Source organism: Micromonospora sp. DT48 (assembly GCF_049844495.1).
Taxonomy (GTDB): Bacteria; Actinomycetota; Actinomycetes; order Mycobacteriales; family Micromonosporaceae; genus Micromonospora.
In genome coordinates, this window is record NZ_JBNCLE010000009.1 from 173242 (window position 1) to 198111 (window position 24870).

Here is a 24870-nt window from a genome sequence, read left to right on the forward strand (position 1 = left end):
ATGATGCTGGTGAGCGCCCGGGCAGCAGGCCGGGCGACGGGGAACGGGGAGAAAGATCATGACGACGGCAGCACGCCGGCCGGCGACCCTGGACGACGTGGCCCGGGCCGCCGGGGTGTCCCGCTCGACGGCGTCACGGGTCATCGCCGGCACCGGATTCGCGTCACCTTCCGCACGGGAGCGGGTACGCATCGCCGTGAACCTGCTCGGCTATGTGCCGAATCCGGCGGCGCGGGCCCTGGTGCAGGGATCCGGCGTACGCCTGCTGGTGGCGGTCTCCGGCACCAGCCCGGCCGCCCTGGACGACAGCTACGTCGACCAGGTGGTCGCCGCGGTGGCGCGGATCTGCGCGGAGCACGGGTTGGGCGTGGCGGTGCAGTGGATCCCGCTGGACGCGCCGGGCCGGTTGACCCGGCTCACCGAGGACCGGGGCGTGGCCGGGTTGATCCTGGTCAACACCACCCAGGCGCTGCTGGACCTGGTGCCCCGGCGGCTGCACGGCCGGGCCGTCTCGATCGGGATCGGTTCGGCGACGGTGCCGTCGGTCGACATCGACAACGGCGGCGGCACCGCGGCCATCCTCCGCCACCTCTTCGCCACCGGTCGGCGGCGGATCGCCATGGTGACCGGGCCGCGCTGGCTGGCCTGCGCCAACCGCTCGGTCGAGGCGTACCGCAGGTTGTTGCACGACGCCGGCCTGCCGGCCCGGGAGGTGGTCGGTGACTTCAGCGTGGCCCGGGGGCACGCCGCCGCCCGGGAGGTCATGCGTCGCTGGCCGGACACCGACGCGATCGTCGGGATCAGCGACGCCACCGCGTTCGGGGTGATCAGCCAGTTGCGCGCCGACGGCATCCAAGTTCCCGACGACGTGGCCGTGACCGGCTTCGACGACGTCCCGATGGCCTCGGTGGCGGCCCTGACCACGGCCAGTCACCCGGTACGCCACATCGCCACGGTGGCGGCGAACCTGGTGCTGGAGCAACACCCGGCGGCGACGCCGACGGTGTTCCCGTCGGCGCTGGTCCGGCGCGCCAGCGCCTGACCTCTCCCACCTCGATCCACAATTCGATCAATAATTGCGGTCAACCTTTCAGAATATCGATTTCGTCGGTCCCCAGCCTCAGCCAAATGTGACGACCTCCCGGTAAGATCGGCGACTGGTATGTGACCGATCGCTGACTGATGGCCCTGCCGTTAAGAGCACACACTGAGCCCATGAATTCGGGGCTCAGGGGCATCAGGACACTTCACGCGGCGGCGTGTCTCGTGCTGGTGGCGGCCCTTTCCGGCTGCATGCAACTCAATGCCGGGTTGACCGTCAACGCCGACGACACGGTGAGCGGTCAACTTCTGCTCACCGCCGAGCGGAACGTCCTCACCGTGAACAACAAGCCGGTCGAGACGGGCTTCGCCGAACTCCGGCAAAACATACCGGCGCTCCCCGCCGGGCCCGAGACCCGATACGAGGACGCCACCCACTTCGGTTCTCTGATCAACTATCGGAACGTGCCGCTGCACCAATTCGACAGCGAAAGCCTGAGCATCGTCCGCACCGGCGACCGATACGTGTTCACCCTTCCGCTGGACCCGAAGAAGTACGGCGGAAAAGTGGCCGAGCAGGACCCGAAGAATCAAGAACGATTCATGTTGCTCATGTCGTTCGAGATCTCCGTGACGTTCCCCGGCCGAGTCCTGGACGCCAGTAGCGGCGCTCAGGTCGTCGACCGGACGGTCAGCTGGCGGGTCAAGCCCAACGAACAGAAACCGACCGAACTGCGCGCTGTCGCCGAGGCTCCGCCCCGACCGTCCCCGGCGGCCGGAGCCGATCCCGACAACGGTCTCCCGTGGCTGCTGATCGTCGTCGGCGTGGTGGCTCTGCTGCTCGTCGCGGCGCTGGTGGCCGTCCTGCTGCGTCGCTCCCGGACCGGCGGTGCACCGTCCGAGAGCGCGACACCGCCGGCCGGCGGATCCACACCGGTGACACCGGCCGCCACGAATCCCGGCCCGCCGGGCGTCGGCTGACCGCCGGCCTGCCGTCGGTGCACCACGGGCGGCACCGCACCACCCCCACCCCGCAGTACGCAACACCGAAGGGAGATCGGCGATGAACGATCTCTTCAGCTGGGCGGCCCTGGGCAGCCTCACCGGAGCCAGCGCGGCGACGCTGCTCACCACCAACGTCATCGGCGGACTCATCGGCCCGAAGGCCGACAAGGCCCGCAAGTGGATCGCACTGGGCATCGCGCTCGCGTTGTCGTACCTCACCGCCGCCTTCGCCACCGAGGCGGGCGCCGAGAAGTGGTTCATCGCGTTCTTCAACGGGCTGGTCATCTTCTCCGCGGCGTTGGGCGTCAACCAGCTGCCGCCCGGCAACCGGCAGGCCACGCCGGTTCAGCTGGCACAGGGCAACCAGCCCCGGTTCATCCGCTCCTGGGCGTGAGAGGAGCCGGACATGGTCTTCGGGATCCTCAGCGCCGCCGTCCACGTCGCCGCGGGCGCCGTGCTCGGTCAGCTCCTCGGCGGCGGCGTCGGCCTGCTCGTCGGCGCGAGCGTCGGCCTGCTCGTCGGCGGGGTCTTCGGCTGGGCCGTCGCCGCGGCCGAGGTCTACGCCGCCGGCCCGCGTGGTGTGTTCCTCTTCGTCGTCGACCACACCTGGAGCCTGCTGAACACCCTCGTCGGCGCGAGCTACCTGGCCGTACACCTGGTGTTCGGCCACTCACTGGACCGGTCGACCTCCCGGCACAGCTGCCGGGTGAACGTGGTCGAGGGGGTCTCTCCCCGGTACGCCACGACGCTCGGCACGGTCTGCGCCGGCTCCGGTCCCGGCATCCAGCGACACGAGGACGTGCACATCCTCCAGGCCCGGCTGCTCGGCCCGCTGTACATCCCGCTGGTCGCGGCCAACTACGTCCTGTTCACCATCGCCCCGATCTGGTTGCTGTACCACGACCACGCGGGTGCGCCGATCAACCGCTTCACCCGGTACTTCGAGATCGGCGTCTATCCGCACGTGTGGAACGAGGCCATCGCGTACCGGATCCAGGGGACGCCGCCGCGATGAGCGACGACGGTCCGATCCGCGCCGCCACCGCCGAGCTGGCGGCGTGGCTGGCCGGGGCGGTGGGTGACCCCGTCCCGGTCGGCCCGCCCCGGCCCGACGCCGACCCGAGCCGGTTGGCCCTGTGGCCGCTGGAGCTACGACCGGCCCGGCAGACCCGGGGCAGCAGCGGGCCGGAACCCTACCGACTCACGGTGCGTTACCTGCTGGCCGCCGGTGGCCCGGAGGCCCTGGCCGCGCTGGACCGGGTGCTCGTCGCGGCCACCGGCGCGGCCGGACGAACGCTGGTGCTGGAGGCCGGTGACCCGGCCCTGTGGGCGGCCTTCGGGGCAGTTCCCCGGCCCGCGTTGCTGATCGACGTGCCGGTCCAGGTCACCCACCCGGCCCGACCGGCCGCACCGGTGCTGCGCCCGCTGCGGCTGCGCCAACTGGAGATGCTGACCGTCGACGGTCGCGTCGTCGGCCCGGCCGAGCAGCCCCTCGCGGCGATGCGGGTGGAGGTCGTCGGTCAGCCGTACGCGACGCAGACCGACCCGGCGGGCCGCTTCCGGATCGTCGGCGTGCCGCACGACCCGGACCATCCGACACCGGTCCGGCTCCGACTCACCGGCCGTGGGCAGGTCCTCACCACCGAGGTCGACCCCACCGAACCCGACATCGTCATCGTCTGCGCGCCGCCGACCCACTGATCCGACCAGCACGGGAGGACCGATGCCCACCTACTTCTCGCCCGGCATCTACGTCGAGGAGGTGCCCCGGGGCGCCCGGCCGATCGGGCCGGCCGGGACCAGCACGGCGGCCCTCGTCGGTCGCGGACCCAACCGCAACGCCCACGTCGGCGAGGCCCTCGCGGTCAACAACTGGACCGACTTCCTCCGGCTGTACGCCGACGGTGACCAGGTGGAGAGCACACCGCTGGCGCGGGCCGTGTTCGGTTTCTTCGACAACGGCGGCACCCGCTGCTGGGTGGTCAACGTCGGCGACGGCAACGCCATCTCCGGCACCGGGCGCAAACGCGCGGGCCTGGACCTGCTGGAGGCGATCGACGAGATCTCCATCGTGGCCGCCCCCGGCTTCCACGACCCGGTCTCCCACGAGGCGCTGCTGAGCCTCGCCGAACGCACCCGCACCATGGTCGCCATCTGCGATCCGGCGCCCGACATCGACGACATCTCGACCCTCACCCGGGTCGCCACCCCCGCGTCGACCCGCCCGGCGAAGCCGAGTGACACCGAGTCGGACACCGCCACCGGGTCCGCAGCCGGCGGGCCGACGGCGCACCGCCCCCGGCAGTCGGACTTCGGCACCCTCTACTACCCGTGGTTGCGCGTGCGTGACCCGCTCAGCGGCGAGTTGGTGCTCACCCCGCCGAGCGGGCACATCGCGGGCATCTGGGCGCGCACCGACGCCCTGCGAGGGGTGCACAAGGCGCCCGCCAACGAGCCGGTCCGGGGTGCGGTCGACCTGGGCCACCTGGTCACCCGGGCCGAGCACGACGTGCTCAACCCGCGCGGCGTCAACGTCATCCGGTACTTCCCGGGCGAGGGCATCCGGGTCTGGGGGGCCCGGACCCTCGCCGCCGAGGCCAGCGAGTGGCGCTACCTCAATGTCCGGCGGCTGTCCATCGCCATCGAACAGGCCATCGCCAACGGCACCCGCTGGATGGTGTTCGAGCCGAACGACTACACGCTGTGGCGCTCCATCCGTCGGGACATCGGGGCGTTCCTCACGCGCGTGTGGCGCGACGGGGCGCTGCTGGGCCGGACTCCCGAGGAGGCGTTCTTCGTCAAGTGCGACGAGGAGACCAATCCGGCCGACGTCCGCGACGCCGGAATGGTGGTCGCGCACATCGGCATCGCCGTGGTCAAGCCCGCGGAGTTCGTGGTGTTCAAGCTGAGCCAGTGGGCCGGCGGCACCGAGACCGAGACGATTGGAGGCTGACATGCCGACCACGGCCACTCCGCAGCCGGGTACGCCGGTCGACCCGTATCGGGCCTACAACTTCAAGCTGCTGGTCAACGGGGTCACCAACGGCCACTTCACCGAGATCAGCGGCCTGGAGGTGAACATCCCCGCGGTGCCGTACCGGGAGCAGGGCAACGACCGGGTCCGGATGGTCCCGGGTCAGGTGGAGTACGGCCCGGTCACCCTGCACTTCGGTCTCACCGCCTCACGGGAGCTGTGGGACTGGGTGCACGCGGTCGCTCGGGGCACGGTCGACCGCCGCAACGTCTCCGTGGTGCTGCTCGACGCCGCCGGCACGGCGGAGGTGCTGCGCTGGAACCTGATCAACGCCTGGCCGAGCAACTGGCGCGGGGCGCACCTGAACACCCTCGGCCAGGAGATCGCCATCGCGTCGCTGACGCTGCGCTACGAGAGCCTGGAACTGGAGGCCGGTGGTGCCGCGCCGACGCCCGCGTGACTGGCTGGCCGATCGCCTCCGGTCCGCGGCGGCCGCCGTGGACCGGCTCGCCGGTGCGGTGGACTCCTCCCCCCGAGAGTCGCCACCGGTGACGTCGGGCAGGATGCCCGGGCCTGTCGGCCGTACCGACGACGACGAGCCCGAGGCCGACCTCCGGCGGCCCGGGCAGCCACCCGAGCACTGGCTACGGATCGTCACCGCCCGTGCCCCCGGCCTGCTGCGGGACCTGACCCTGGACCCACCGCCGGCCTCCGGGCCCGCCCACGCGTGGTTCGAGGGGCCGGAGCCCTCCGAACCAGACCACGACGACCAGCCGGCCACCGACCCCGTCAGCCCCACACACGGGTACGTCCCGCCGCCCGACCCGGGAGGTCACCCCGCCCGGCCGAGCGCGTCCGCCTGGCCAGGTCGATCCGCTCAGCCACCCGGCGCGACGTCCGCGCCCGCGCCGAACGACGCCGCCGACCCACGGCCGACGGACCACCGCCCGCCCACGCCACCTCCGACCGACCACTCCCCCGCGTCCTTTGCTCTGCTTCACCCCACGCAACCCCCGACGCCCGGTATCCGGATAGCGGCCAGTGCGCCGGTTGAAGCAGAGCAAAGGGACCACAGGAGCATGTCCCGCCCCGGCCCGGAACCGGCCGCACCAGCCGGACCCACCGCACCAGCCAGACCCACCGGACCAGCCAGACCCACCGGGCTACGCGAACCAGACGGGCTACGCGGATCTGCCTGGCTGCGCGGCCCGGGCGGGCCAGCGGAGGCAGGCGGGCTACCCGGGTCAGCGGGCGCAAGCGGGCCGGGTGGTGTGGCCGGGTGGAGCGGGCCGGGCGGACGGGGTGGGCTGGACGACGTTCTCCAGCGGCGGGCAGGCCCGGCGACGACCGATGCGGATGGCCACGACGGGGTCGGCGCGTCGGCACCGGGGCCAGGCTCGGCCGCGTCCCGAGGGCGGTCGGCGGAGCTGGAGCCCGACACGAGCAGAGCACGGTTCCGCATCGCGGCACGACGAGGCGACGCGGCTCCGGCCCGAACCGAGGCGGCGTTGGCGCGGCCCCGGCACGCCGACAAGCCGGACCCGCAGACGGGCGTGACCGACGCCTCCGCCGGGCGGCTGCTCCGATTGCGGGCCGAACGCCGGCTGGTCCCCGGCACCCGCATGTCCGACGGGGACGGCGGAAACGGCGGGAACAGCGAGGACGGCGGGGTGGCTGGGCCGGGCGGCGGGCGGCGGCTGGCCACCCGGCATGGCACGGGTGATGGACGTTGGCCCGCCGGTGGGCTTCCCACCGGCGAAGGGTGTTGGCCGGTGGGCGTGCGTCCCCGCTGGCCGGAACTGGAGTCACCACCGCCGTCACGCGGTGGGCGTACCGGCCCGGATCCGTGGCCGGCCCTTCCCGACGACCGGGCACTGTGGTCGGCGCCCGAGCCGTCCGAAGCCCACGAACAGCGGGCGCGGTGGCTCGACGGTGAACAGGCAGGTGGCTGATGCAACGGGTGGCCTTCCTCATCGACACCGGAGAACGGATCGACTGCCTGCTCAACCCGGAGACCGTGCAGGTGACCCGCCTCGCCGGGGTGCGCCGGCGAGGCGGCCCGGACGGCCAGCTCACCGGCACCGGGTTGGCCGACGACCCGCTGCTGTTCACCGGCGGCGGACGCACCGAACTCGTGCTGGACCTCCTCTTCGACATCGACTTCGCCGAGGGGCAGGTTCGACCCACCGACGTCCGGGCGCTGACCCGACCACTGTGGATGTTGGCGGAGAACTCGGCGGTGGAACACGGCTGGCTACGGCCACCGCTGGTACGGATGGTCTGGGGCAAGACGTGGAACGTGCCCGGCGTCATCGTCGCCGTGGCGGAACGCTTCGACGCGTTCACCGCCACCGGCTCGCCGCGCCGGTCCTGGCTGCGGCTCAAGCTGGTCCGGGTGGCCGAGGACGCCCGCCGCGCCGAGGAGGGCTTCGCCGAGGAACTGGCCGCCGCGCAGACCCCCACCGTCGCGCCGGGCACGGCCGTGGTGGCGGCCGGCGACGGCACCGCCACCGCCGACACCACGGGCGTACGCTTCGACCTGCTCGCCCACGACGCCTTGGGTTCCCCCCTGCGGTGGCGGCTGCTGGCCGAGCACAACCGGATCACCGACCCACTGGCCGTGCCCGCTGGCACCGTGCTGGCCGTACCGCCGCTGCCCGGCACCGCCGCGACGGCGCCCGCGCCCGCCACCTCGCCCGGGACCGGGTCGTGACCGCCGTCGCGCCCCGGGCGCTGACCGTGCTGATAGACGGCAGGTCCCTGCCCGACGCGGTGGCCGGACGGGTCACCTCGGTGCGGGTGGCCGCCCGCCTGGACCGGCCCACCCAGTGCGAGGTGGCGCTGCGCACCAACCCCGGCACCGCCGCGTTGACCGGTCCGGTGAACGTCGGCGCGAGCCTCGACGTCCGCCTCGCCGGGCACGCGGAGGCGCTGTTCGGCGGAGAGGTGACCGCCGTCGAGGTCGAGTACGCCGCCGACGGTACGGCCACGCTGCGGGTGCGCGGGTACGACCTGCTGCACCGGCTGCGCAAGCGGCAGCGGATCCAGGTCTTCGAGTCGGTGACCGCCGCCGACCTGGCCGCCGAACTCTGCGCCGACCTCGGGCTGCGGGTCGAGGCGGAGGCCGACGGTCCGCAGTTGGACCGGCTGCCGCACCACCGGCCCAGCGACCTGGACCTGCTGGTCGAGGTGGCCGGGCGGGCCGGGCTGCACCTCAGCCTCGACGGTGACCTGCTGCGGCTGGTCACCCTGGACGGACACGGCGAGGTGATCGCCCTGGAGTTGGGTCGTGACGTGCACGGCCTCCGGTTGTCGGTCAACGCCGACAGCGCCGCCGGGGAGAGCGCCGCGCTGGGCTGGCACCCGCAGCGGGCCGAGCCGATCGCCCAGAGCGTCGGCAGTCCCCGCTGCGGACGCCGCACCCCGGCCGCACCCGACCCGGCCGACGTCGGCGCGGACGGCCCTCGTACCGCCCTGGACCAGCCGGGACGCAGCGACGACGAACTGGCCGCGCTGGCCCAGGCCCGGCTCGACACCCGGGCCGCCGCCCTGGTCACCGCCGACGGAACGGCCGAGGGCAATCCGGCGCTGCGACCCGGCCGGCGGATCCAGCTGACCGGCGTGGCCGAACCGGTCGCCGGGACGTACGTGCTGACCGAGGTGATCCACACGGTCGACGCGAACGGTCACCTGAGCCGCTTCTCCACCATGCCGCCGCCGATGCCACGCACCGCGTCACCGGCCCCGGCGGTGGTCACGCTCGGTGTGGTCACCGACGTGTCCGACCCGGACGGTCTGGGCCGGGTGCGGGTGGAGCTGCCCGCGTACGGCGACGCCGACGCCGGCTGGTTGGCGGTGCTGTGCCCGGGTGCCGGCCGGGGCAAAGGGCTGGTCGCGTTGCCCGACCCGCAGGACACCGTGCTGGTGGTGCTGCCCGGTGGCGAGCCGGCGTCCGCGGTGGTGCTCGGCTCGCTGTTCGGCACCGTCGAGCCGTACGACACCGGGATCGACGACGGGCGAGCCCGCCGGTGGTCGCTGCGTACCGCCGGGGGTCAGCAGCTGGTGGTCGACGACGTGGCGCGCAGCCTGCGGCTGAGCACCGACGGCGGCAGCTGGTTGGAACTGACCCCGGAGTTGGCCACCCTGCACGCCGCCACCGATCTGGTGCTGTCCGCGCCGGGCCGGGCGATGGTCGTCCGCGCCCGCAGCGTCGACTTCCTGCACGCCGAGACCGTCGAGGACCCGGAAACCGCCGCCGAGCGGGCCCGTGTGCTCGCCCGCGCCCACCACGAGGGAGGCCGCTGATGCGTTGGATCCACCGCGACTCGGTGATCAGGTGCAGCCACGACGGCCGGGTCCGCAACCGGGCGTCCCAGAAGTGGGTGACGGTCAGCGGGGTACCGGTGCTGGTGGCCGACGACCCGAAGGGCCGGGAGATCGTGGCCTGTCCGAACTACGGCGCCACGGTCAAGCCGTGCACCGGCACCGAGGCGGTGCGGGCCGGTTACAGCGACTGGGTACGCGTCGGCGGCCGACCGGTCGTGCTGTCACACCTGTCCGGCTTCACCAACGGCAGCCCGCCGGGTCAGTTCACCTACCGGGTACGCGATCCCCGGCAGCGGTTCGTGGGGGCCGACCGGTGAGGGCCATCCGGTTCGTCGGTGCCGGCTTCGACCCGGGGCAGAGCGGCGGGCTCGGGTTGACCGCCGCCGGCGGCCTGGCCATGACCGACGGCGACGAGACGGTACGCCAGGCGTTGTTCCTGCTGCTGTCGACCACGCCGGGCGAACGGCTGATGCGCCCCGGGTACGGCTCACGCCTGCACCGGCTGGTCTTCGCGCCGAACGACGACACCACCGCCGGATTGGCCATCCACTATGTCCGCGCCGCCATCGCCCGCTGGGAACCTCGGATCGACGTGCTCGACGTCGACGCCGGGCCGGATCCGGACGACCCGTGGCGTCTGGTGATCCGGCTGGACTACCGGATCCGGGCCAGTCTCACCCCCGGCCAGCTGGTCTTCTCGGTCGACCTGCTGCCCGCCGACGACGACGCGCCCGTCGGGCCGGTGACCGGTCCCACCGACGACACCGACGACACCGAGGAGGCACGATGACGCTGCCCGTGCCGCACCTGGACGATCGGACCTTCCTCGACCTGGTCACCGAGGCGCGAGACCGGATCCGGCAGTCCTGCCCGGAGTGGACGGACCTGTCCGCACACGACCCCGGAATCGCGCTGGTGGAGGCGTTCGCGCATCTGACCGAGGTGATGATCTACCGGCTGAACCAGTTGCCGGAGAAGGCGTACGTCGCCTTCCTCAACCTGCTCGGCGTCACCCGGCACCCACCGGCGGCGGCCTGGGCGGACGTCCGGTTCGTCCGCACCGGGACCGACGACGCTCCGCTGCGGATCCCCGCCGGGACCCGGGTGGCCGCCGCCCGGGGGGCCGATCCACGGCCGGTGGTCTTCGTCACCTGCGAGCCGGCGCTGCTCGCCGCCGGGCAGCGTGAGGTGACCGTCCGGATGCACCACTGCGAGCCGGTGGAGGCGGAGCTGCTGGGGGTGGGGACCGGGCAGCCCGGGCAGGTGTTCCGCGCCGAACGCGCGCCGCTGGCGCGTACCGCCGAACCACTGGACCTGCTGCTCGGCGTCGAGGTGCCGGCCGGCTCGGTGGAACTGGGCGCCGCGGCCCGGGAACACGACGGACGCACCTTCGAGATCTGGCGGGCGGTGGACAGCTTCGCCGGTCTCGGCCCGCAGGACAAGGCGTACCTGGTGGACCGGTGCTCGGGCACGGTGACCTTCGCCCCGGCGCTGGACCTTCGCCAGGCCGACGGCCGCACGTCGACCTCCGGCGACGGCGCGGTCGCGGCGGTGCCACCGGCCGGGCGACAGGTTCGGTTGTGGTATCGCGCGGGCGGCGGACCGGCCGGCAACGTGGCCGCCGGCACCCTGACCAACCTGCGTGACCCGCTGCCCGGGGTGAAGGTGGTCAACCCGCTGCCGGCCGCCGGTGGGCGGGAGATGGAGGACATGGAGTCGGTGCTGCTGCGCGGCCCGTACGCCTTCTTCGCCCAGCAGCGGGCGGTGACCGCCCGGGACTTCGAGGTGTTGGCCACCGCCTCCGGCGGGGTCAGCCGGGCCCGCGCCTTCACCCGGGCCGCCGTCTACAGCTTCGCCCGCCCCGGCGAGGTGGAGGTGGTACTGGTGCCGCACGTGCCGACCGACGCGCGGCCCGGGGGTCGGCTGCCGGTGACGGTGCTCCGCGAACACGAGGTGGAGGAGATCCGGCTACGGGTCGAGGCGGACCTGGAACGTCGCCGTTCGCTGGGGACGACCTGCCGGGCCGGTTGGGCGCGGTACAAGGCGGTGTCGATCCGGGCCCGGGTGGTGGTCCGCCGGGAGGAGGATGTGGACGCGGTCCGCCGCCGCATCCACGACCGCCTGCACCAGACGCTCAGCCCGCTGCCGACCGCGCTCAACCCGGCCGGTTGGGCGTTCGGCGAGCCGCTGCGGGCATCCAACGTGTACCGCCTGCTGGAGCAGGCCGAGCCGGGGGTGCGCTACGTCGAGTCGGTGCGGTTCGAGGTCGACGAGGCGCCGGACAAGCAGGTGCGTACCCTCGCCGTCGACCAGTACCAGCCACGCACCTGGTACGCCGGCAGCGGGGCGGTGTTGTTCCGCTCCACCAACGCCGGTGCCGGTTGGGAACCGGCGGGACGCTTCGACGGGGAGACCGTCCAGCGGGTGGTGCCGGCGCCCGCGCCGGTGCGGCCGGGGATCGCGCCCCGACCCGGTTCGGTGGCGGTGGCGACGGTGCGTACCGGCGGCGGCTCACGGGTGCACCTGAGCACCGACCTGGGTGAGACGTGGTCGCTGCTGGCCGACCTGGACTCGCGGATCGGTGACCTGGCCTGGATCGACCGGGACGGCGCGGGAGCGCTGCTGGTCGCCACCGACACCGGTCTGTACGAGGTGTCCCTGCTGCCGGGTGCGGTGCCGTTGCAGATCCTGGTCGACCCGGCCGACGCGGACCGCGGTTTCTACGCGGTACGGGCGTTCGTCTCCGAGCGCGGGGCGGCCGGGGTGGCGGTGGCCGCCCAGGCCGGGTTCGGTGTGTACCTGTCCCACAACGCCGGTCGTCCCGGCAGCTTCCACCACGTGGGTCTGGCCAACGTCGACAACCGGGTGCTCGCGGTGCAGTACGACGGACCGGCCACCCTGTTGTGGAGCGGTGCCGGTGAGCCGGATCCGAACAAGCCCGGCCAGGGATGTTTCCGCGCCCGCCTCTTCGAATCCGACGTGAAGTGGCAGGCGCTGTCGGCGGGATGGCTCGGCGGCACCTGCCGGGATCTCGCCTTCAGCGGTTCGCTCGCGCTGGCCGCGACCCAGAGTGGCGGGGTCCTCCGGCTGGACACGCTTCCCGCGCAGCCGCAGTGGACGTCGGCGTCGGTCAACTGTGGGTTGCCGCTTCGGGACCGGACCCGGTTCATGCCGGTGGACGCGGTCGCCGCCACCGGTGCGGCGGACCGCCTGGTGCTGGCCGGCGGGGAACGCGGCGTGCACCGCAGCGAGCAGGCGGTGCAGTGGTCGGCCAGTGCCAACCAGTCCACGGCCGACGTGGTGACCGTCCCGGACACCTGGCTGCTCTGCTCCGGCGAACACGACATCGAGGTGGTGCGGCAGGATGCGACGAGCGGCCATTGAGCGGCTGCTGCCCGCGGCCTACCAGCGGGCGGCCGGGCCGGGCAGCGTGCTGTGGGCGCTGCTGGACGTGATGGAGGCGTTACACGCCCCGGACGAGGCGGTGCTGGCCGAGGTCGACGCGCTCTTCGCGCCGTACCGGGCACCGGCACCGATGACGGCCTACCTGGCCCGGTGGGTGGCGATGGACCACCTGGTCACCGCGCCCCGGCGGGACGCCCCCCTGCCGCTGTCGTTGCACCGGCTGCGCGACCTGGTGGCGCACGGGGCCGCGCTCGCCGCCTGGCGGGGCACGCCGGACGGGCTGCGGACGGCCCTCGAACTGGCCACCGGGGTCACCGGGTTCGTGCTCGACGAGCCGACCGACCGGCCTTTCCACCTGGTCGTGCGGGTGCCCACGGCCGCCGCCGACCAGCTGGCCCTGGTCGACCGCATCGTGGCGGCGGAGAAGCCGGCCGCGGTCACCGCCGAGATCACGGTCGAGGATGTCCCGGCCGAGCGGGCGGTCGGGAGGGCCAGCGTGCCGCCGCCCACCGTCGTCCCGTCTGCTCCCGCCTCCCCCGTTACCGCCGTCGAGGAGCCGCCATGACCACCGAATGGACCGTCGTCGCCGCCGCCGAGCAGTTCACCCTGGACGTCCGCAACACCGGCGAGCTGACCTTCACCGTCTCCAACCCCGGCGTCGCACCGGACACCGTGGTGTTCGACGTGGCGCCGGGCGAGGGCACGCAACGGTCGTGGTTCACCGTCACCGAGCCACAGCGGGTGGTGCCCGCCCAGGGCTCGGTGTCGTTCCTGGTCCGGCTGGCGGTGCCGCCGGGCACGCCACCGCGGCGCTACGACATGACCGGGTTCGCGTACTCGGCGAACACGGCGCCGGAGGAGAGTTCCAGGTCCAGCGGCCGGGTCACCTACGAGGTACGCGCGGTGGCACCGCCGAGGCGTACGCCCTGGCCCTGGATCGCCGCGGCGGCGGCCCTGGTGCTGGTGGTCTCGGCGGTGGTGGTGTTCCTGGTGGCCCGCGACGACGAGCCGCCACCACCGGCACGGGTGGTGACCGTCGAGGCGGAGACGCTGGTGACCGGCGCCCGGGTCGAGTCGCCCTCCGGTTCCGGCGCGACCGTGACGGTGCAGCAGAACTGCTGCGAGGTGACCTGGTCGCAGAACGCCCAGCTGTTCTTCCTCGGTCAGGCGGTCAACGACCGGGTGACCGTGGCGGTGGAGCTGCCCGCCGAGGCGACCTGGCAGTTCTCCGCCGTGCTGACCACGTCGTTCGACTACGCCAACACGGTCTTCCTGATCGACGGCCGGCAGATAGGCGACCCGTTCATCGGGTTCACGCCGAAGGTGCGGGTCACCGACTGGGTCGACGTGGGCCGGGTGCGCCTCGGTGCCGGACCTCACGAGATCACCCTGGTCGCGGTCGGCAAGACGCAGAGCACGAACCGCTACTTCGCCGGCATCGACATGCTCCGGTTCACCGAGGTCACGCCGGACGACCAACGATGACCGACCGTGGTGCCGGTCGGCGATCCGTGGTGGGCCGACGGATCGGTGGATGGAGGACGGCATGAGCGGGCAACAGAAGGCGCTGCTGGCGGCGCTGGGCGTACTGCTGGTGGTGTTGTTCGCGGTGGCGGTGGGCGCGGGTCGCGACGACCATGGCGACCCGGCGGCCCGGCATCCGCTGGTCGACCTGCTGGGGCGGGCCGGTGGCGGGCACCGCGTCGTCGATCCCGCCGACGTGGACGCGGACTGCGCCGAGGACGTCGGGCGGCTGCTGGTCGACGGGCGCTGCGAGTTGCGCATCGCCGACCCGGGCGGGTTGCGCGTGCTGGTGCTGCGCAGCCCGCAGGCGTTCCGGGTGCGGGCCACGGCTCCGGGTGACGCCGACGTCACCGTCACCGACGAGGTGGACCCGGCCGCCGACGGCAGCGGAGCCGTGGCCCGGGTCGCCGTCGACCGGGCCACCACGGTGCTGGTGAGTTGTCCGGTCGAGTGCCTCGTCACGATCGCGCGGGACTGAGCCATGGGTGCGCTGCGCAAGCCGTTGCTGCTGCTGGCGATGCTGGCGTTGGTGCTGGCGGTCGGCGTGGAGGTGGGTGCCGGGCTGCTGCTCGGCGGCGGTGACGCCAGCGCGGCACTGGTCGGCAGCGCCGTCGACCTCGGTGTCGACGTCGGCGAGGTGGGGCAGGTCAGCGAACCCTCCGGCCGGGGTACCGGCTATCTGGCGTTGGTCGACGCGGTGGCGCTCTGGACGACCGGGCTGTTCTGTCTGGGCCTGGTGCTGCCGGACCGGTTGCACGGCCGGATCCAGGGCGTCGCCACCCTGGTCTTCTCCATCATCCTGATCATCGTTGCCCTGCTGGCGCTGGTCCTCACCTTCGTCGAGCTGATGATCATGGTGTCGTTGTTCCTCGCCCCGCCGTTCGGCACACTGGCCTACCTGGCACTGTGGGGCTTCTTCCCGGTCGGCGACGCCGCCGTACTACTCGGCCTGGTGCTGCTGCTCAAGCTCGCCTGGGCCGGGCTGCTAATCATGGCTCAGCCGAAGTTCCTCCAGAACAAGGGCCTGGTCCTGCTGATCCTGACCAGCCTGTGCTGCCCGGTGCTGCTGGAGTTCCTGCACCACCTGGTGCCGGTGATCCTGGTGAGCATCCTCGATGCCGTGGGTGCCCTCGTCTTCGCGATCGTCGCGATCGTCTGGGCGCTGGTCCTGCTGATCGGTGCGATTCCGGCGATCGTCAAGGCGGTGCGGGCCACCGCCGCGCTCCGCGCCGAACCGGACCCGCACGGCTGAGTCGACGTCCGAAAGCTTGACGATTGTCGGACGACTGACGGAACCCATAGGGAAATGTCGATATAACTGTGGCCTGTCTCATCCGTCGTTCTTTGTGATCATGCGAAACTGGCTCAGACGCATCTTGGCTACAGCGGTCGGTGTGACGGTGATGACGACGGCGCTCGTCGCGCCGGCGTCGACAGCATCGGCGGCCGCCACCTGCAACTCGTGGACCACGAAATTCGCCGCAGACGGTTACCGGTTCGAGATTCCATCCATCGGTCGCAACTCGGGTGCCTTCAACTGCGTACTGAAGTTGAACGACGGCTACAACGGCGGCGGAGTGCAGTCGGCGGTCTTCGTACTTCAGGGCAGTCTCAACCGGTGTCACGGGGGCAACCTGGTCCAGGACGGCAAGTACGGCCCCAAGACCAGAGACGTGGTCGCGTGGGTTACCGCCGCGGCGGGCCTTCCGCAACCGCCCGAGGGCTTCGGCGCCTACACCCAGGCTCCCGCGTACTTCGCCATCAAATGGCTGGGGCAGCGCACGGTCGGTGGTGAGACCCGCGCCGTCTGCCGCCACCTGGGCACCATCTGACTGATCCTGCGCCACGGCTGGACCGACGTATCCGCGGCAGCGCAAGGTACGGCGCGGTGCAGTTCCCGGTAACCCGGGAACTGCACCGGCTCACTCGGCGGAGGCCGCCGTTGGGGTGGGCAGGGTACAGTTGCCCTCGTGATCGGGCTCGGCGTGCTCTGGTACCTGGTCGGCGTGTTGGCCGACGTCGGTGCCGGCGATGCGCTCTCCGGCACGGCGGCGGTGACCGGTGTGCTGCTGGCCGCCCTGCTCGCCACCACGGCCCTGCTCCCCGGGGCGACGGCCGGGCCCGCCCTCCGCATCACCCGCCGGACGCTACGCGAACGCTCCGGCCGTACGGGCGTGCCCCGACACCGCGATCCGGACGCTGCCGGCCGGGCCCGCCCCAGAGCGCCCACCACGGCGACCCGCGCGGTCGCCTGAGCCTTCACACGTCACTCGGAGAGACCCGGCAACGCGGCTGACGGGCCCCGCTGCGCCCGTCGTCACCGTCCCGGCCGGACACCTCCATCTCTGCCGCTCCTCGGCGACCGCTGGTGACCGTTTTCGCTCACGTCAGTCGTAGTCGCATGTCGAGGGGTGTACTCATGTCCAATTCTGTGTTCGACGGTCGGCCTGCCGTCGGATGTCCGCTCGTCACCGGAGCCGACCGGTGACCGGCCTGGTCGGCTCGTTGATGGCGGTGATCTACCACGCGATCTCCGCGACCCTGTTGTTCTGGCACGGCGTCTGGCAGCGGCTGCTCGGCGACGCCTCCGCGCTGGGCACCACCTGGTCCTGGGTGCTGGGCATCGTCTTCCTGGTGCTCACCGTCCGGATCATCCTGTTCCCGGTCTTCGTCAAGCAGATCCGGTCGCAGCGGGCGATGCAGGCGTTGCAGCCCAGGATCGCCGAACTGCGGGCCAGGCACCGTGGCGACCGGGAGACCCTCCAGAAGGAGATCGTCGACCTGTACCGGGTGGAGAAGGCCAACCCGCTGATGGGGTGCCTACCGATGCTGGTGCAGATCCCGGTGTTCCTCGGTCTGCTCCACGTGTTGCGTCATCTCAAACCGACCATGCCGGAACACCTGAAGACGCTGTACGGCTGGTCGGTCGCCCAGTTCGACAGCGCCTCGTCGGCCACCCTGTTCGGGGCCCCGATCGCGGGTACCTTCCGCTCCACCGGGGCCCAGGTGGCTCTGCTCGGAGGTGACACCGCCACGGTCCGGATCGTCGCCGCCGTGCTGATCGCGGCGATGATCGTCACGACCTACCTGTCCAGCCGTCAACTGATCCTGCGCAGCGGCTGGGCCCAGGATCCGCAGCAGCGGTTGGTGCAGCGGCTGATGCTCTACGGCATCCCCGCCTCGCTGCTCGTCTCCGGGCTGATCTTCCCGATCGGCGTGATCATCTACTGGGTGACCACCAACCTCTTCTCGCTCGGTCAGCAGACCTGGATGCTGCGCAGGTATCCGCCGCCGACCGGCGGCGCGACAGATTCCGGTACGCCCAGCGGCGCGACCGGTGACGGTGCACCCGGGGGCACGCAGGTCGCCGCCGCCCGGGTACCGGACGAAGCTGGTCGGCGGGCCGCGCCGAAGGTCGGGGCGAAACCGAACCGGCACCGCCGTCGCGGGCGTGCCGGCTGAGTCGCGCTCACCACGATCGCAGCTGCACCAGGGCAGTTCCCGGTGACCGGGAACTGCCCTGGGTCGCTGGGCCGGCCGGCACCTCGACGGTGGAGGCCGGCAGGGATCAGCTGATCTCGGCGGTCGTCCAACGGGCCGAGGCGTTGGTGACCGGTGCGACCTCGCCGACCAGCGTGGTCGACGCCGCCACGTCCCGACGTGCGCTCGTGCCGACCCAGAGGTCGACGTCACCGGGCTCCACCACCCGGTTGAGCGACCGGTCGGAGAAGGCGAGCCGGGTGGTGGGCACCGTCAAGGTGACCGTGACCGACTGGCCCGGCGTCAGGTGGACCCGCTGGTAGCCGAGCAGCTGCGCCACCGGTCGGGTCACCGACGCCACCACGTCCCGGCCGTAGAGCTGGACCACGTCGTCGCCGGCCACCGCGCCGGTGTTGGTGACGCGTACGCTCACCGTCAACGCCCCGTCGGTCGGCACGGTCGCCGGCACCGACAGATCCGCGTACTCGAACGTCGTGTAGGACAGCCCATGGCCGAAGGGCGCGACCGGCGTCGCCAGCAGGTTGGTCACCTCGTTGCCGTCGCCGAGCGTGGGGTGCAGGTACGAGTACGGCTGCGCGCCCGCCGACCGGGGCAGGCTGACCGGCAGCCGACCCGACGGGTTGACCCGCCCGGTGAGCACTCCGGCGATCGCACCGGCGCCCTCCTCGCCCGGGAAGAACGTCTGCACCACCGCTGCGCACCGCTCCAGCGCCCAGTCGATCGCGTACGGCCGGCCGGTGAGCAGCACCAGGATGACCGGCTTGCCGGTGGCCAGCACCGCCTCGACCAGTTCCCGCTGCACACCCGGCAGCTCCAGGTCGTCGCGGTCGCAGCCCTCGCCGACGGTGCCGCGCCCGAAGAGTCCCGCGTGGTCGCCGACGACCAGCACGGCGACATCGGCGGCGGCGGCCACAGCCACCGCCTCGTCGAAGCCGGACCGGTCGTCGTCGTCCACCTCGCACCCCTTGGCCGAGGTGACCAGGTCAGCGCCGACCTCGGCACGCAGCGCGTCGAGGACGGTCGCCACCTCGAGGCCGGTCTCCACGTCGGGGTGCTGCACGAGCACGTGGTTGAGGAAGGAGTAGCAGCCGAAGAGAGCACTCTGCCGGTCGGCGTTCGGCCCGATCACCGCGATGCGGCGACCCGCCGGCAGCGGCAACGCGTCCTGGTTGGCGACCAGGACTATCGACTTCTCCGCGAGTCGGCGGGCGATCGCCCGGTGCTCGGGCGAGTCGAGGTCGACCGACTGGACCGGCTCGTCGGTGAAGGTGGCGTCCAGCAGCCCGAGTTCCAGCTTCTGCCGCAGCACCCGCAGCACCGCCTGGTCGATCACCGACTCGTCGATCCGACCGGCGCGCACCGATTCGGCCAGGGTCAGGTACGCGTCACCGGTCGGCAGCTCGATGTCGACACCGGCGGTGAGCGCCTGCACGGCCGCGTCCGCGTGGTCACCGGCGACCTGGTGCAGCAGGTTGAGGAACGCCACCCCGTAGTAGTCCGCCACCACCGTGCCGTCGAAGCCCCACTTGTCCCGCAGCAGGCCGGTCAGCATCGTCGGATCGGCGGCCACGGGCACGCCGTCGATCTCGGCGTAGGAGTGCATCACGGAACGCGCGTCGCCGTCGAGGATCGCCATCTCGAACGGCACGAGCAGCACGTCGGCCAGCTCGCGCGGGCCGGCGTGCACCGGGGCGAAGTTGCGTCCGGCGCGTGAGGCGGAGTATCCGACGAAGTGCTTGAGCGTGGCGTGCACGCCCTGTGACTGGAGGCCGCGCACGTACGACGTGCCGAGGGTGCCGACCAGATAGGGGTCCTCGGCGATGCACTCGTCGACCCGCCCCCACCGGGGGTCACGGATCACGTCCAGCACCGGGGACAGTCCCTGGTGGACGCCGAGCGCCCGCATGGACGCCCCGATCGCCGCGGCCATCTCGGTGACCAGGTCCGGGTCGAAGGCGGCTCCCCACGCCAGCGGGGTGGGGAAGGTCGCCGCCTTCCACGCCGAGAGCCCGGTCAGGCACTCCTCGTGCACGATCGCCGGGATGCCGAGCCTGGTCCCGGTCACCAGGTCAGACTGGAACTTCCACAGCCATGACGCCCGCGATACGGCCTCGACGGGACGGGTGCCGTAGGCGCGGGTGAGGTGACCGAGCCCGTGTCGGGAGAAGTCCTCGAGCCTGCCGATGTCGCCGAACTCGCCCTGCAGCGGTGCGACGGCCTCGCCTTCCGCCTTCTCCCAGAAGCCGACGAGTTGCGCGACCTTCTCCTCGATCGTCATCCGACCGAGCAGTTCACGTACGCGCGCCTCGCCATCGGACCCGTACCGGTCGGGCCGGCCAGGGCCCGATCCTGTCTGGGCCGGCACCGGTGCCGGCCCGCCCACGACCTCGCGGACCTCAGTCATGCTGTGTTACCCCTCTTGTGTTCGTGCCGCTGCCGCTCAGCCCTTGACCGCGCCTTGGAGGCCGCCGACGATCTGCTTCTCGGCGAACGTGAAGAAAATGAGTGCCGGCAACATCGCCAGCGAGGTGAAGGCGAGGATTCCCGCCGTGTCGGAGGTGTACTGGCTGGAGAAGTTCTGCACGCCCAGCGGCAGGGTGTGCAGGCTCGCGTCACCGAGCACCAGCAGGGGCAGCAGGAACGCGTTCCAGCTCGTGACGAAGGCGAGAATACCGACGGTGACCAGCGCCGGCCGCGACAAGGGCAGCATGATGCGCCAGAGGAAGCCGAGCCGGCCGGTGCCGTCGATGGCGGCCGCGTCCTCCAACTCGCGGGGAATGGCGGTGAGGAACGGCCGCAGGATCACGATCGTCAACGGCAGTGCGAAGGCGACCTGCGGCAGGATCACCGCGTAGTAGGAGTTGATCAGGTTCAGGTCGCGCAGCATCAGGTAGAGCGGCAGGATCGCCGCGCCGGCCGGGAACAGCAGACCGAGGGTGAAGAAGGTGTAGAGCACCTCACGACCCCGGAAGGTGTAACGGGCCAGCACGAACGCGGCGCAGACGCCCAGCACCACGACGCCGATCGTGGTGCCCAGCGACACCACGGCGCTGTTGAACACCTGCCGCCAGAAGTTGCTCTGGCTCAGCACCCGGGCGTAGTTGTCCCAGACCCACGGGTCGGGCAGCCCGGCCGGGTTCGCGACGATCTGCGGCGTGGTGCGGAAACCGCCGATGATCACGTAGATCACCGGAGTGATCGACACGGCTGCGACCGCGAGCGCCAGCGCGTAGGTGAGCGGGTTTCCCCACGACACCGGGCGGCGCTTGGTGGTTCGAGGCAGGACGGCGTTCGCGGCCACGATCAGTTTGCCCTTCTGGTGATGGCGCCCTCGATGTCACGACGCAGGAGGAAGCGCTGGAACAGCACCGCCGCGACGAACGAGATGGCGAACAGGATGACCGCCACCGCGTTGCCGTAGCCCCACAGGCGAGCGAAGAACCCGTTGTCCACCATGTACGTCGCCATGGTGGCCGACGCACCCAGCGACCGCACCGCAGGTACGGAGGTCACCCAGATGACGTCGAAGACCTGCAATGAGCCGATCATGGACAGGAACATCCAGATCCGGATGGTGGGTCCCAGCAGCGGCAGCGTCACGTGACGCTGGGTCTGCCACCAGCTCGCGCCGTCGATGGCGGCGGCCTCGTTCAGCTCCTGCGGCACGTTCGACAGGCCGGCGAGCAGGAGGATGATGGCGAAACCGACATACTTCCAGGTCAGGACGGCCAACAGCGTCCAGATGACGAGGTCGAGGTCGGCGAGCCACGCCTGCACCAGGCTGCCGAGCCCGAGCGACTCCAGCATGGCGTTGACCGTGCCGGCGTCGGACAGCAGCAGCTTCCACATGATGCCGACGGTGACCTCGGCGAGCACGTACGGCACGAACGCCAGCAGGCGGAACACCGTCCGGCCGCGGAAGTTGCGGTTGAGCAGCAGGGCCACGCCCAAGGCGATCGGCCCCTGGATCAGCAGTGACCCGAAGACGATGATCGCGTTGTTGCGTAGCGCGTCGAGGAAGATCGGATCCTGGAACGCCAGGACGTAGTTGTCGAAGCCCACGAAGTCGGTGGGCGGTCCGACGCCGCGCCACCGGAACAGGCTGTAGTAGAAGGCGAAGCCCATCGGGACCAGCACGAACATCACGTAGACGATCACGGCCGGTGTCGTGAGTCCGATGATCTCGTACCACTTGCGTCGGGTCTCGGCGGCCCGAGCCGACGAGCGCCGGGCAGGCCGAGGGCCCGCCGGCGGCGCGGAAGCGCCGCCGGCGAGGTCCAGGGTCGGGTTGGTCGACGTCACTTGCGCGCGGCCGCCTTCATGGCCTCGACAACCTGCTCAGGGGTGCCGTTGCCCGCGAAGATGGCGACGATCGCGTCGTTCATCGCGTTACCGACGGTGCTACCGAAGGCGGTGTCCAGCCAGAGCTGCACGTACGTGGCGCTGGTGGTGGCCTCCAGGATGGACTTGAGGGCGGGGTCCTTGACACCGTCCTCGGCGCCCTTGGCGACCGGCAGGCCGGTGCCGGTCTCGGCGTAGCCCTTCTGCACCTCGGGGCTCACGATGTACTTGAGGAACTCGACGCACTCGGCCGGAGCGTTCTTGGCGCAGGCGAACCCGTCGCCACCGCCGAGGGCCGCCTTCGGGTCACCGGCGGAACCGGAGATCGCCGGAACCGGGAACCAGCCGATGAACTTGTTCAGCGCCTCCTGGTCCTCGGTCACGGTGTCCAGGGTGCCCTTGTTCCAGTCACCCATCAGCTCCATGGCGGCCTTGCCGTTGGCCAGCAGACCGTTGGCGCTGGTCGGGTCGTTCTGACCCGGGGTGGCGATGAAGTTCGGCTGGAACGGCTCGGTGTCGATGAACGCCTTCAGGTCCTGACCGGCCTTGACGAAGCACTGGTCGTCGAAGACGTTCTCCAGCGACGCCTTCCGCAGCGTGTCGACCGAGCAGGCGCGCAGCGCGAAGTTGTACCACCAGTGCGCGGCGGGCCACTTGTCACCGGCACCGACGGCGATCGGGATGACGTTGATCGCCTTGAGCTTGGTGACCGCGTCGTTCAGCTCGTCGAAGGTGGTCGGCGGCGAGGCGATGCCGGCCTTCTCGAAGAGCTCCTTGTTGTACCAGATGCCTTCGATACCCATCCGGTACGGCAGACCGTACTGCTTGCCGTTGACCGCCCAGATCTCGGCCGCGCTGCCGATGTTGGCAACCTCGTCCTTGACCTGATCGGTGATGTCCTTGAGGTAGTCGGCCTCGACCTGCTCGCGGATCTCGCCGCCGCCCCAGGCCTGGAAGATGTCCGGCGGGTCGTTGCTCAGCAGCGCGGCAGGGAGCCGGGTGCGCTGGAGCTGGTTGGTCTCGATGCCCTCGATCTCGATCGTGACCGTCGGGTGCTTGGCGGAGAAGTCCTTGGCAACCTTCTCCCAGTAGGTCTTACCAGGACCGTCCTGGGAGGCGTTGTGCCACCAGGTCAGGGTCACCGGGTTCTTGAACAGCTCGCTCTCGGCGGGTTCCTCGCTGTCACCGCCGCCGCCACAGCCGGCGACGAGTAGTGCGGTTGTCATGGACAGTGCTAGAAAGGTGGTCGCACGGCGCTTTATAGCCATCGATGTCTCCTCGACCAATCAGTCGGGTGCTCGGCCTGACGGCGAGTTTTACAGTCAGGTAACCCTGTGTCAATCGGTGTCGATAACGTTTTCGACTCGCCTGGGATCCTGGCCAGACGGCCCTCTATCATCATCGACGTGGCGTTTCCCCAGCGTGTCAAGATGTCGGACGTAGCCCGCACGGCCGGCGTCTCCGTGGCGACCGTGTCCAAGGTTGTAAATGGCCGTTACGGAGTGGCACAGGCGACCGTGGAACGGGTCCAGCAGGTCATCCGGCAACTCGGCTACGAAGCCAGCCTGGGAGCGCAGAGCCTGCGCAGCCATCGCACCAACGTGTTGGGCATCCTGGTCGCCGAGTTCGAGCCCTTCTCCACCGAGTTGCTCAAGGGCGCCTCGGTGGAGGTCGCCGGCACCGGCTACCAACTGCTGGCGTACTCCGGCGGCGACGGCGCCGGCACCTCCGTCGGTTGGGAACGCCGATCGCTGGCCCGGCTGTCGGGCACGCTCATCGACGGGGCTGTGATCGTCACGCCGACGGTGGTGGAGACCAAGCAGGGTTTCCATGTGGTGGCCGTCGACCCGCACACCGGCCCGTCCGGGCTGCCGACGGTCGACTCCGACAACTTCGCCGGTGCCGTGATGGCGACCAACTATCTGTTGTCGCTCGGCCACCGACGCATCGGGCACATCAGTGGACGCGCCGACCTCGAATCGTCCCGGCTGCGCGAGGCCGGCTTCCGGCAGGCCATGGCCGACGCGGGGGTGGCGGTGGACGAGAGCCTGGTCCGGGTCGGTGGGTTCCGGATGGAGAGCGCCGCCGGCACCGCCGCCGAACTACTGTCGCTGCCCGACCGCCCGACCGCGGTCTTCGCCGGAAACGACCTGTCGGCCGCCTCCACGATCGATGTCGCCCGGAGCATGGGTCTGTCGGTCCCCGACGACCTGTCCGTGATCGGCTTCGACAACATCCCGGAGTCGGCTCTGGTCAACCCACCGCTGACGACGATAATGCAGCCGCTGCAACGGATGGGTGCGGAGGCGTTGCGCCTGCTCGTCGACCTGATCGCCGGCGTCGAGCGGGACACCCACATCCGGCTGCCCACCGAACTGGTGATCCGCTCGTCCTGCTGCACACCGCGCGGTTGATCGGTCACCATTTGCCGATTCTTGCGCCATCTGAAAGCGCACTCCCCCGTCGACGGTATTTTCTGGCGCCTACCCCGCTCTGTAGGCGTAACCGGGTCGGCACCGCCTCGTGAGGGGCGGGGTCGACCGAGGTTCCGTCGAGGGGAGAGACCTGTCATGAGCACCGCAGCCACACGACTCCGCCGCGCGGTGTGGTCGGGTGCATGGGGGCGGCGTTGACCGGTCTGTTGACGGGTAGCGCGGTCGCCCCCCGGGCCGGGGGGGCCCCCCGCCGCCCCCCCCACCCCCCCGGGCCGAAGAAAATAAAAAAAAAACCAACCCCCCACACACCGACCAAAA

The 24870-nt window shown here is 71.3% G+C and carries 25 protein-coding genes; 21 read left to right on the top strand and 4 right to left on the bottom strand.

The window, feature by feature from the left end; all coding sequences use genetic code 11:
- The first annotated feature begins 58 nt into the window (after positions 1-58).
- From ACLQ2S_RS12870 to yidC, 20 genes are all read left to right on the top strand, one after another.
- Positions 59-1042, top strand: coding sequence for a LacI family DNA-binding transcriptional regulator (locus ACLQ2S_RS12870; RefSeq protein WP_425701741.1), 984 nt, complete (start codon positions 59-61; stop codon positions 1040-1042).
- A 173-nt stretch (positions 1043-1215) separates the two neighbouring features.
- Positions 1216-2022 carry an LppM family (lipo)protein gene (locus ACLQ2S_RS12875; protein WP_425701742.1) on the top strand — a complete coding sequence of 269 codons (807 nt, stop codon included), beginning with the start codon at positions 1216-1218 and terminating at the stop codon, positions 2020-2022.
- Between the two features lie 82 nt (positions 2023-2104).
- Positions 2105-2440: a hypothetical protein gene (locus ACLQ2S_RS12880; RefSeq protein WP_155220201.1), complete on the top strand. Its 336-nt coding sequence runs from the start codon at positions 2105-2107 to the stop codon at positions 2438-2440.
- A gap of 12 nt (positions 2441-2452) precedes the next feature.
- The gene (locus ACLQ2S_RS12885; RefSeq protein WP_155220199.1) at positions 2453-3061 is read left to right on the top strand and encodes a glycine zipper family protein; all 609 of its coding nucleotides are present in this window, start codon (positions 2453-2455) and stop codon (positions 3059-3061) included.
- Entirely contained in the window at positions 3058-3747 is a 690-nt protein-coding gene (locus tag ACLQ2S_RS12890) for a carboxypeptidase-like regulatory domain-containing protein (protein ID WP_155220197.1), read from the top strand. The genes ACLQ2S_RS12885 and ACLQ2S_RS12890 overlap by 4 nt, the downstream gene beginning before the upstream one ends.
- 22 nt (positions 3748-3769) lie before the next feature.
- Positions 3770-4999 carry a phage tail sheath family protein gene (locus tag ACLQ2S_RS12895; protein ID WP_155220195.1) on the top strand — a complete coding sequence of 410 codons (1230 nt, stop codon included), beginning with the start codon at positions 3770-3772 and terminating at the stop codon, positions 4997-4999.
- 1 nt (position 5000) lies between these two features.
- Positions 5001-5480, top strand: coding sequence for a phage tail protein (locus ACLQ2S_RS12900; protein WP_155220193.1), 480 nt, complete (start codon positions 5001-5003; stop codon positions 5478-5480).
- 1048 nt (positions 5481-6528) lie between these two features.
- A complete protein-coding gene (locus ACLQ2S_RS12905; RefSeq protein ID WP_425701743.1) occupies positions 6529-6972 on the top strand; it encodes a hypothetical protein in 444 nt (147 codons plus the stop codon).
- On the top strand, positions 6972-7733 hold the full coding sequence (locus ACLQ2S_RS12910) for a hypothetical protein (RefSeq protein WP_425701744.1): 762 nt from the start codon (positions 6972-6974) through the stop codon (positions 7731-7733). Before ACLQ2S_RS12905 ends, ACLQ2S_RS12910 begins: the two co-directional genes overlap by 1 nt.
- Complete coding sequence (locus tag ACLQ2S_RS12915) at positions 7730-9325, top strand: phage baseplate assembly protein V (protein ID WP_309223554.1); 1596 nt, start codon at positions 7730-7732, stop codon at positions 9323-9325. The genes ACLQ2S_RS12910 and ACLQ2S_RS12915 overlap by 4 nt, the downstream gene beginning before the upstream one ends.
- A complete protein-coding gene (locus ACLQ2S_RS12920; RefSeq protein WP_155220187.1) occupies positions 9325-9663 on the top strand; it encodes a hypothetical protein in 339 nt (112 codons plus the stop codon). The genes ACLQ2S_RS12915 and ACLQ2S_RS12920 overlap by 1 nt, the downstream gene beginning before the upstream one ends.
- A complete protein-coding gene (locus tag ACLQ2S_RS12925; RefSeq protein WP_309223553.1) occupies positions 9660-10136 on the top strand; it encodes a GPW/gp25 family protein in 477 nt (158 codons plus the stop codon). The genes ACLQ2S_RS12920 and ACLQ2S_RS12925 overlap by 4 nt, the downstream gene beginning before the upstream one ends.
- The gene (locus ACLQ2S_RS12930; protein WP_425701745.1) at positions 10133-12730 is read left to right on the top strand and encodes a putative baseplate assembly protein; all 2598 of its coding nucleotides are present in this window, start codon (positions 10133-10135) and stop codon (positions 12728-12730) included. Before ACLQ2S_RS12925 ends, ACLQ2S_RS12930 begins: the two co-directional genes overlap by 4 nt.
- Positions 12711-13316: a phage tail protein gene (locus tag ACLQ2S_RS12935; protein WP_155220182.1), complete on the top strand. Its 606-nt coding sequence runs from the start codon at positions 12711-12713 to the stop codon at positions 13314-13316. Before ACLQ2S_RS12930 ends, ACLQ2S_RS12935 begins: the two co-directional genes overlap by 20 nt.
- Positions 13313-14236 (top strand): hypothetical protein, encoded by a 924-nt coding sequence (locus ACLQ2S_RS12940; RefSeq protein WP_425701746.1) that lies wholly within the window; start codon positions 13313-13315, stop codon positions 14234-14236. Before ACLQ2S_RS12935 ends, ACLQ2S_RS12940 begins: the two co-directional genes overlap by 4 nt.
- Before the next feature lie 61 nt (positions 14237-14297).
- Complete coding sequence (locus ACLQ2S_RS12945) at positions 14298-14753, top strand: hypothetical protein (protein WP_155220178.1); 456 nt, start codon at positions 14298-14300, stop codon at positions 14751-14753.
- Positions 14754-14756: 3 nt separating this feature from the next.
- Positions 14757-15527, top strand: a complete 771-nt coding sequence (locus tag ACLQ2S_RS12950) for a hypothetical protein (RefSeq protein WP_155220176.1) — start codon at positions 14757-14759, stop codon at positions 15525-15527.
- 151 nt (positions 15528-15678) lie between these two features.
- Entirely contained in the window at positions 15679-16107 is a 429-nt protein-coding gene (locus ACLQ2S_RS12955) for a hypothetical protein (RefSeq protein WP_425701747.1), read from the top strand.
- Positions 16108-16245: 138 nt separating this feature from the next.
- Positions 16246-16530, top strand: coding sequence for a DUF6412 domain-containing protein (locus ACLQ2S_RS12960; RefSeq protein ID WP_309223552.1), 285 nt, complete (start codon positions 16246-16248; stop codon positions 16528-16530).
- Between the two features lie 253 nt (positions 16531-16783).
- Positions 16784-17737: a membrane protein insertase YidC gene (yidC, locus tag ACLQ2S_RS12965; RefSeq protein ID WP_425701783.1), complete on the top strand. Its 954-nt coding sequence runs from the start codon at positions 16784-16786 to the stop codon at positions 17735-17737.
- Positions 17738-17843: 106 nt separating this feature from the next.
- Here yidC and ACLQ2S_RS12970 read toward each other — a convergent pair whose 3' ends face one another.
- Genes ACLQ2S_RS12970 through ACLQ2S_RS12985 form a run of 4 tightly spaced genes read right to left on the bottom strand, consistent with a single transcriptional unit; the run spans position 17844 to position 23343 of the window.
- Positions 17844-20180, bottom strand: coding sequence for a glycoside hydrolase family 3 N-terminal domain-containing protein (locus tag ACLQ2S_RS12970; protein ID WP_155220173.1), 2337 nt, complete (start codon positions 20178-20180; stop codon positions 17844-17846).
- A 36-nt stretch (positions 20181-20216) separates the two neighbouring features.
- Positions 20217-21083: a carbohydrate ABC transporter permease gene (locus ACLQ2S_RS12975; RefSeq protein ID WP_155220171.1), complete on the bottom strand. Its 867-nt coding sequence runs from the start codon at positions 21081-21083 to the stop codon at positions 20217-20219.
- A complete protein-coding gene (locus ACLQ2S_RS12980) occupies positions 21080-22078 on the bottom strand; it encodes a carbohydrate ABC transporter permease (RefSeq protein ID WP_309223550.1) in 999 nt (332 codons plus the stop codon). The genes ACLQ2S_RS12975 and ACLQ2S_RS12980 overlap by 4 nt, the downstream gene beginning before the upstream one ends.
- Positions 22075-23343, bottom strand: coding sequence for an ABC transporter substrate-binding protein (locus ACLQ2S_RS12985; protein ID WP_425701748.1), 1269 nt, complete (start codon positions 23341-23343; stop codon positions 22075-22077). Before ACLQ2S_RS12985 ends, ACLQ2S_RS12980 begins: the two co-directional genes overlap by 4 nt.
- 204 nt (positions 23344-23547) lie before the next feature.
- On the opposite strand from ACLQ2S_RS12985, the gene ACLQ2S_RS12990 reads away from it, so the two are divergent.
- On the top strand, positions 23548-24531 hold the full coding sequence (locus ACLQ2S_RS12990; RefSeq protein ID WP_425701749.1) for a LacI family DNA-binding transcriptional regulator: 984 nt from the start codon (positions 23548-23550) through the stop codon (positions 24529-24531).
- The last annotated feature ends 339 nt before the right edge of the window (positions 24532-24870 follow it).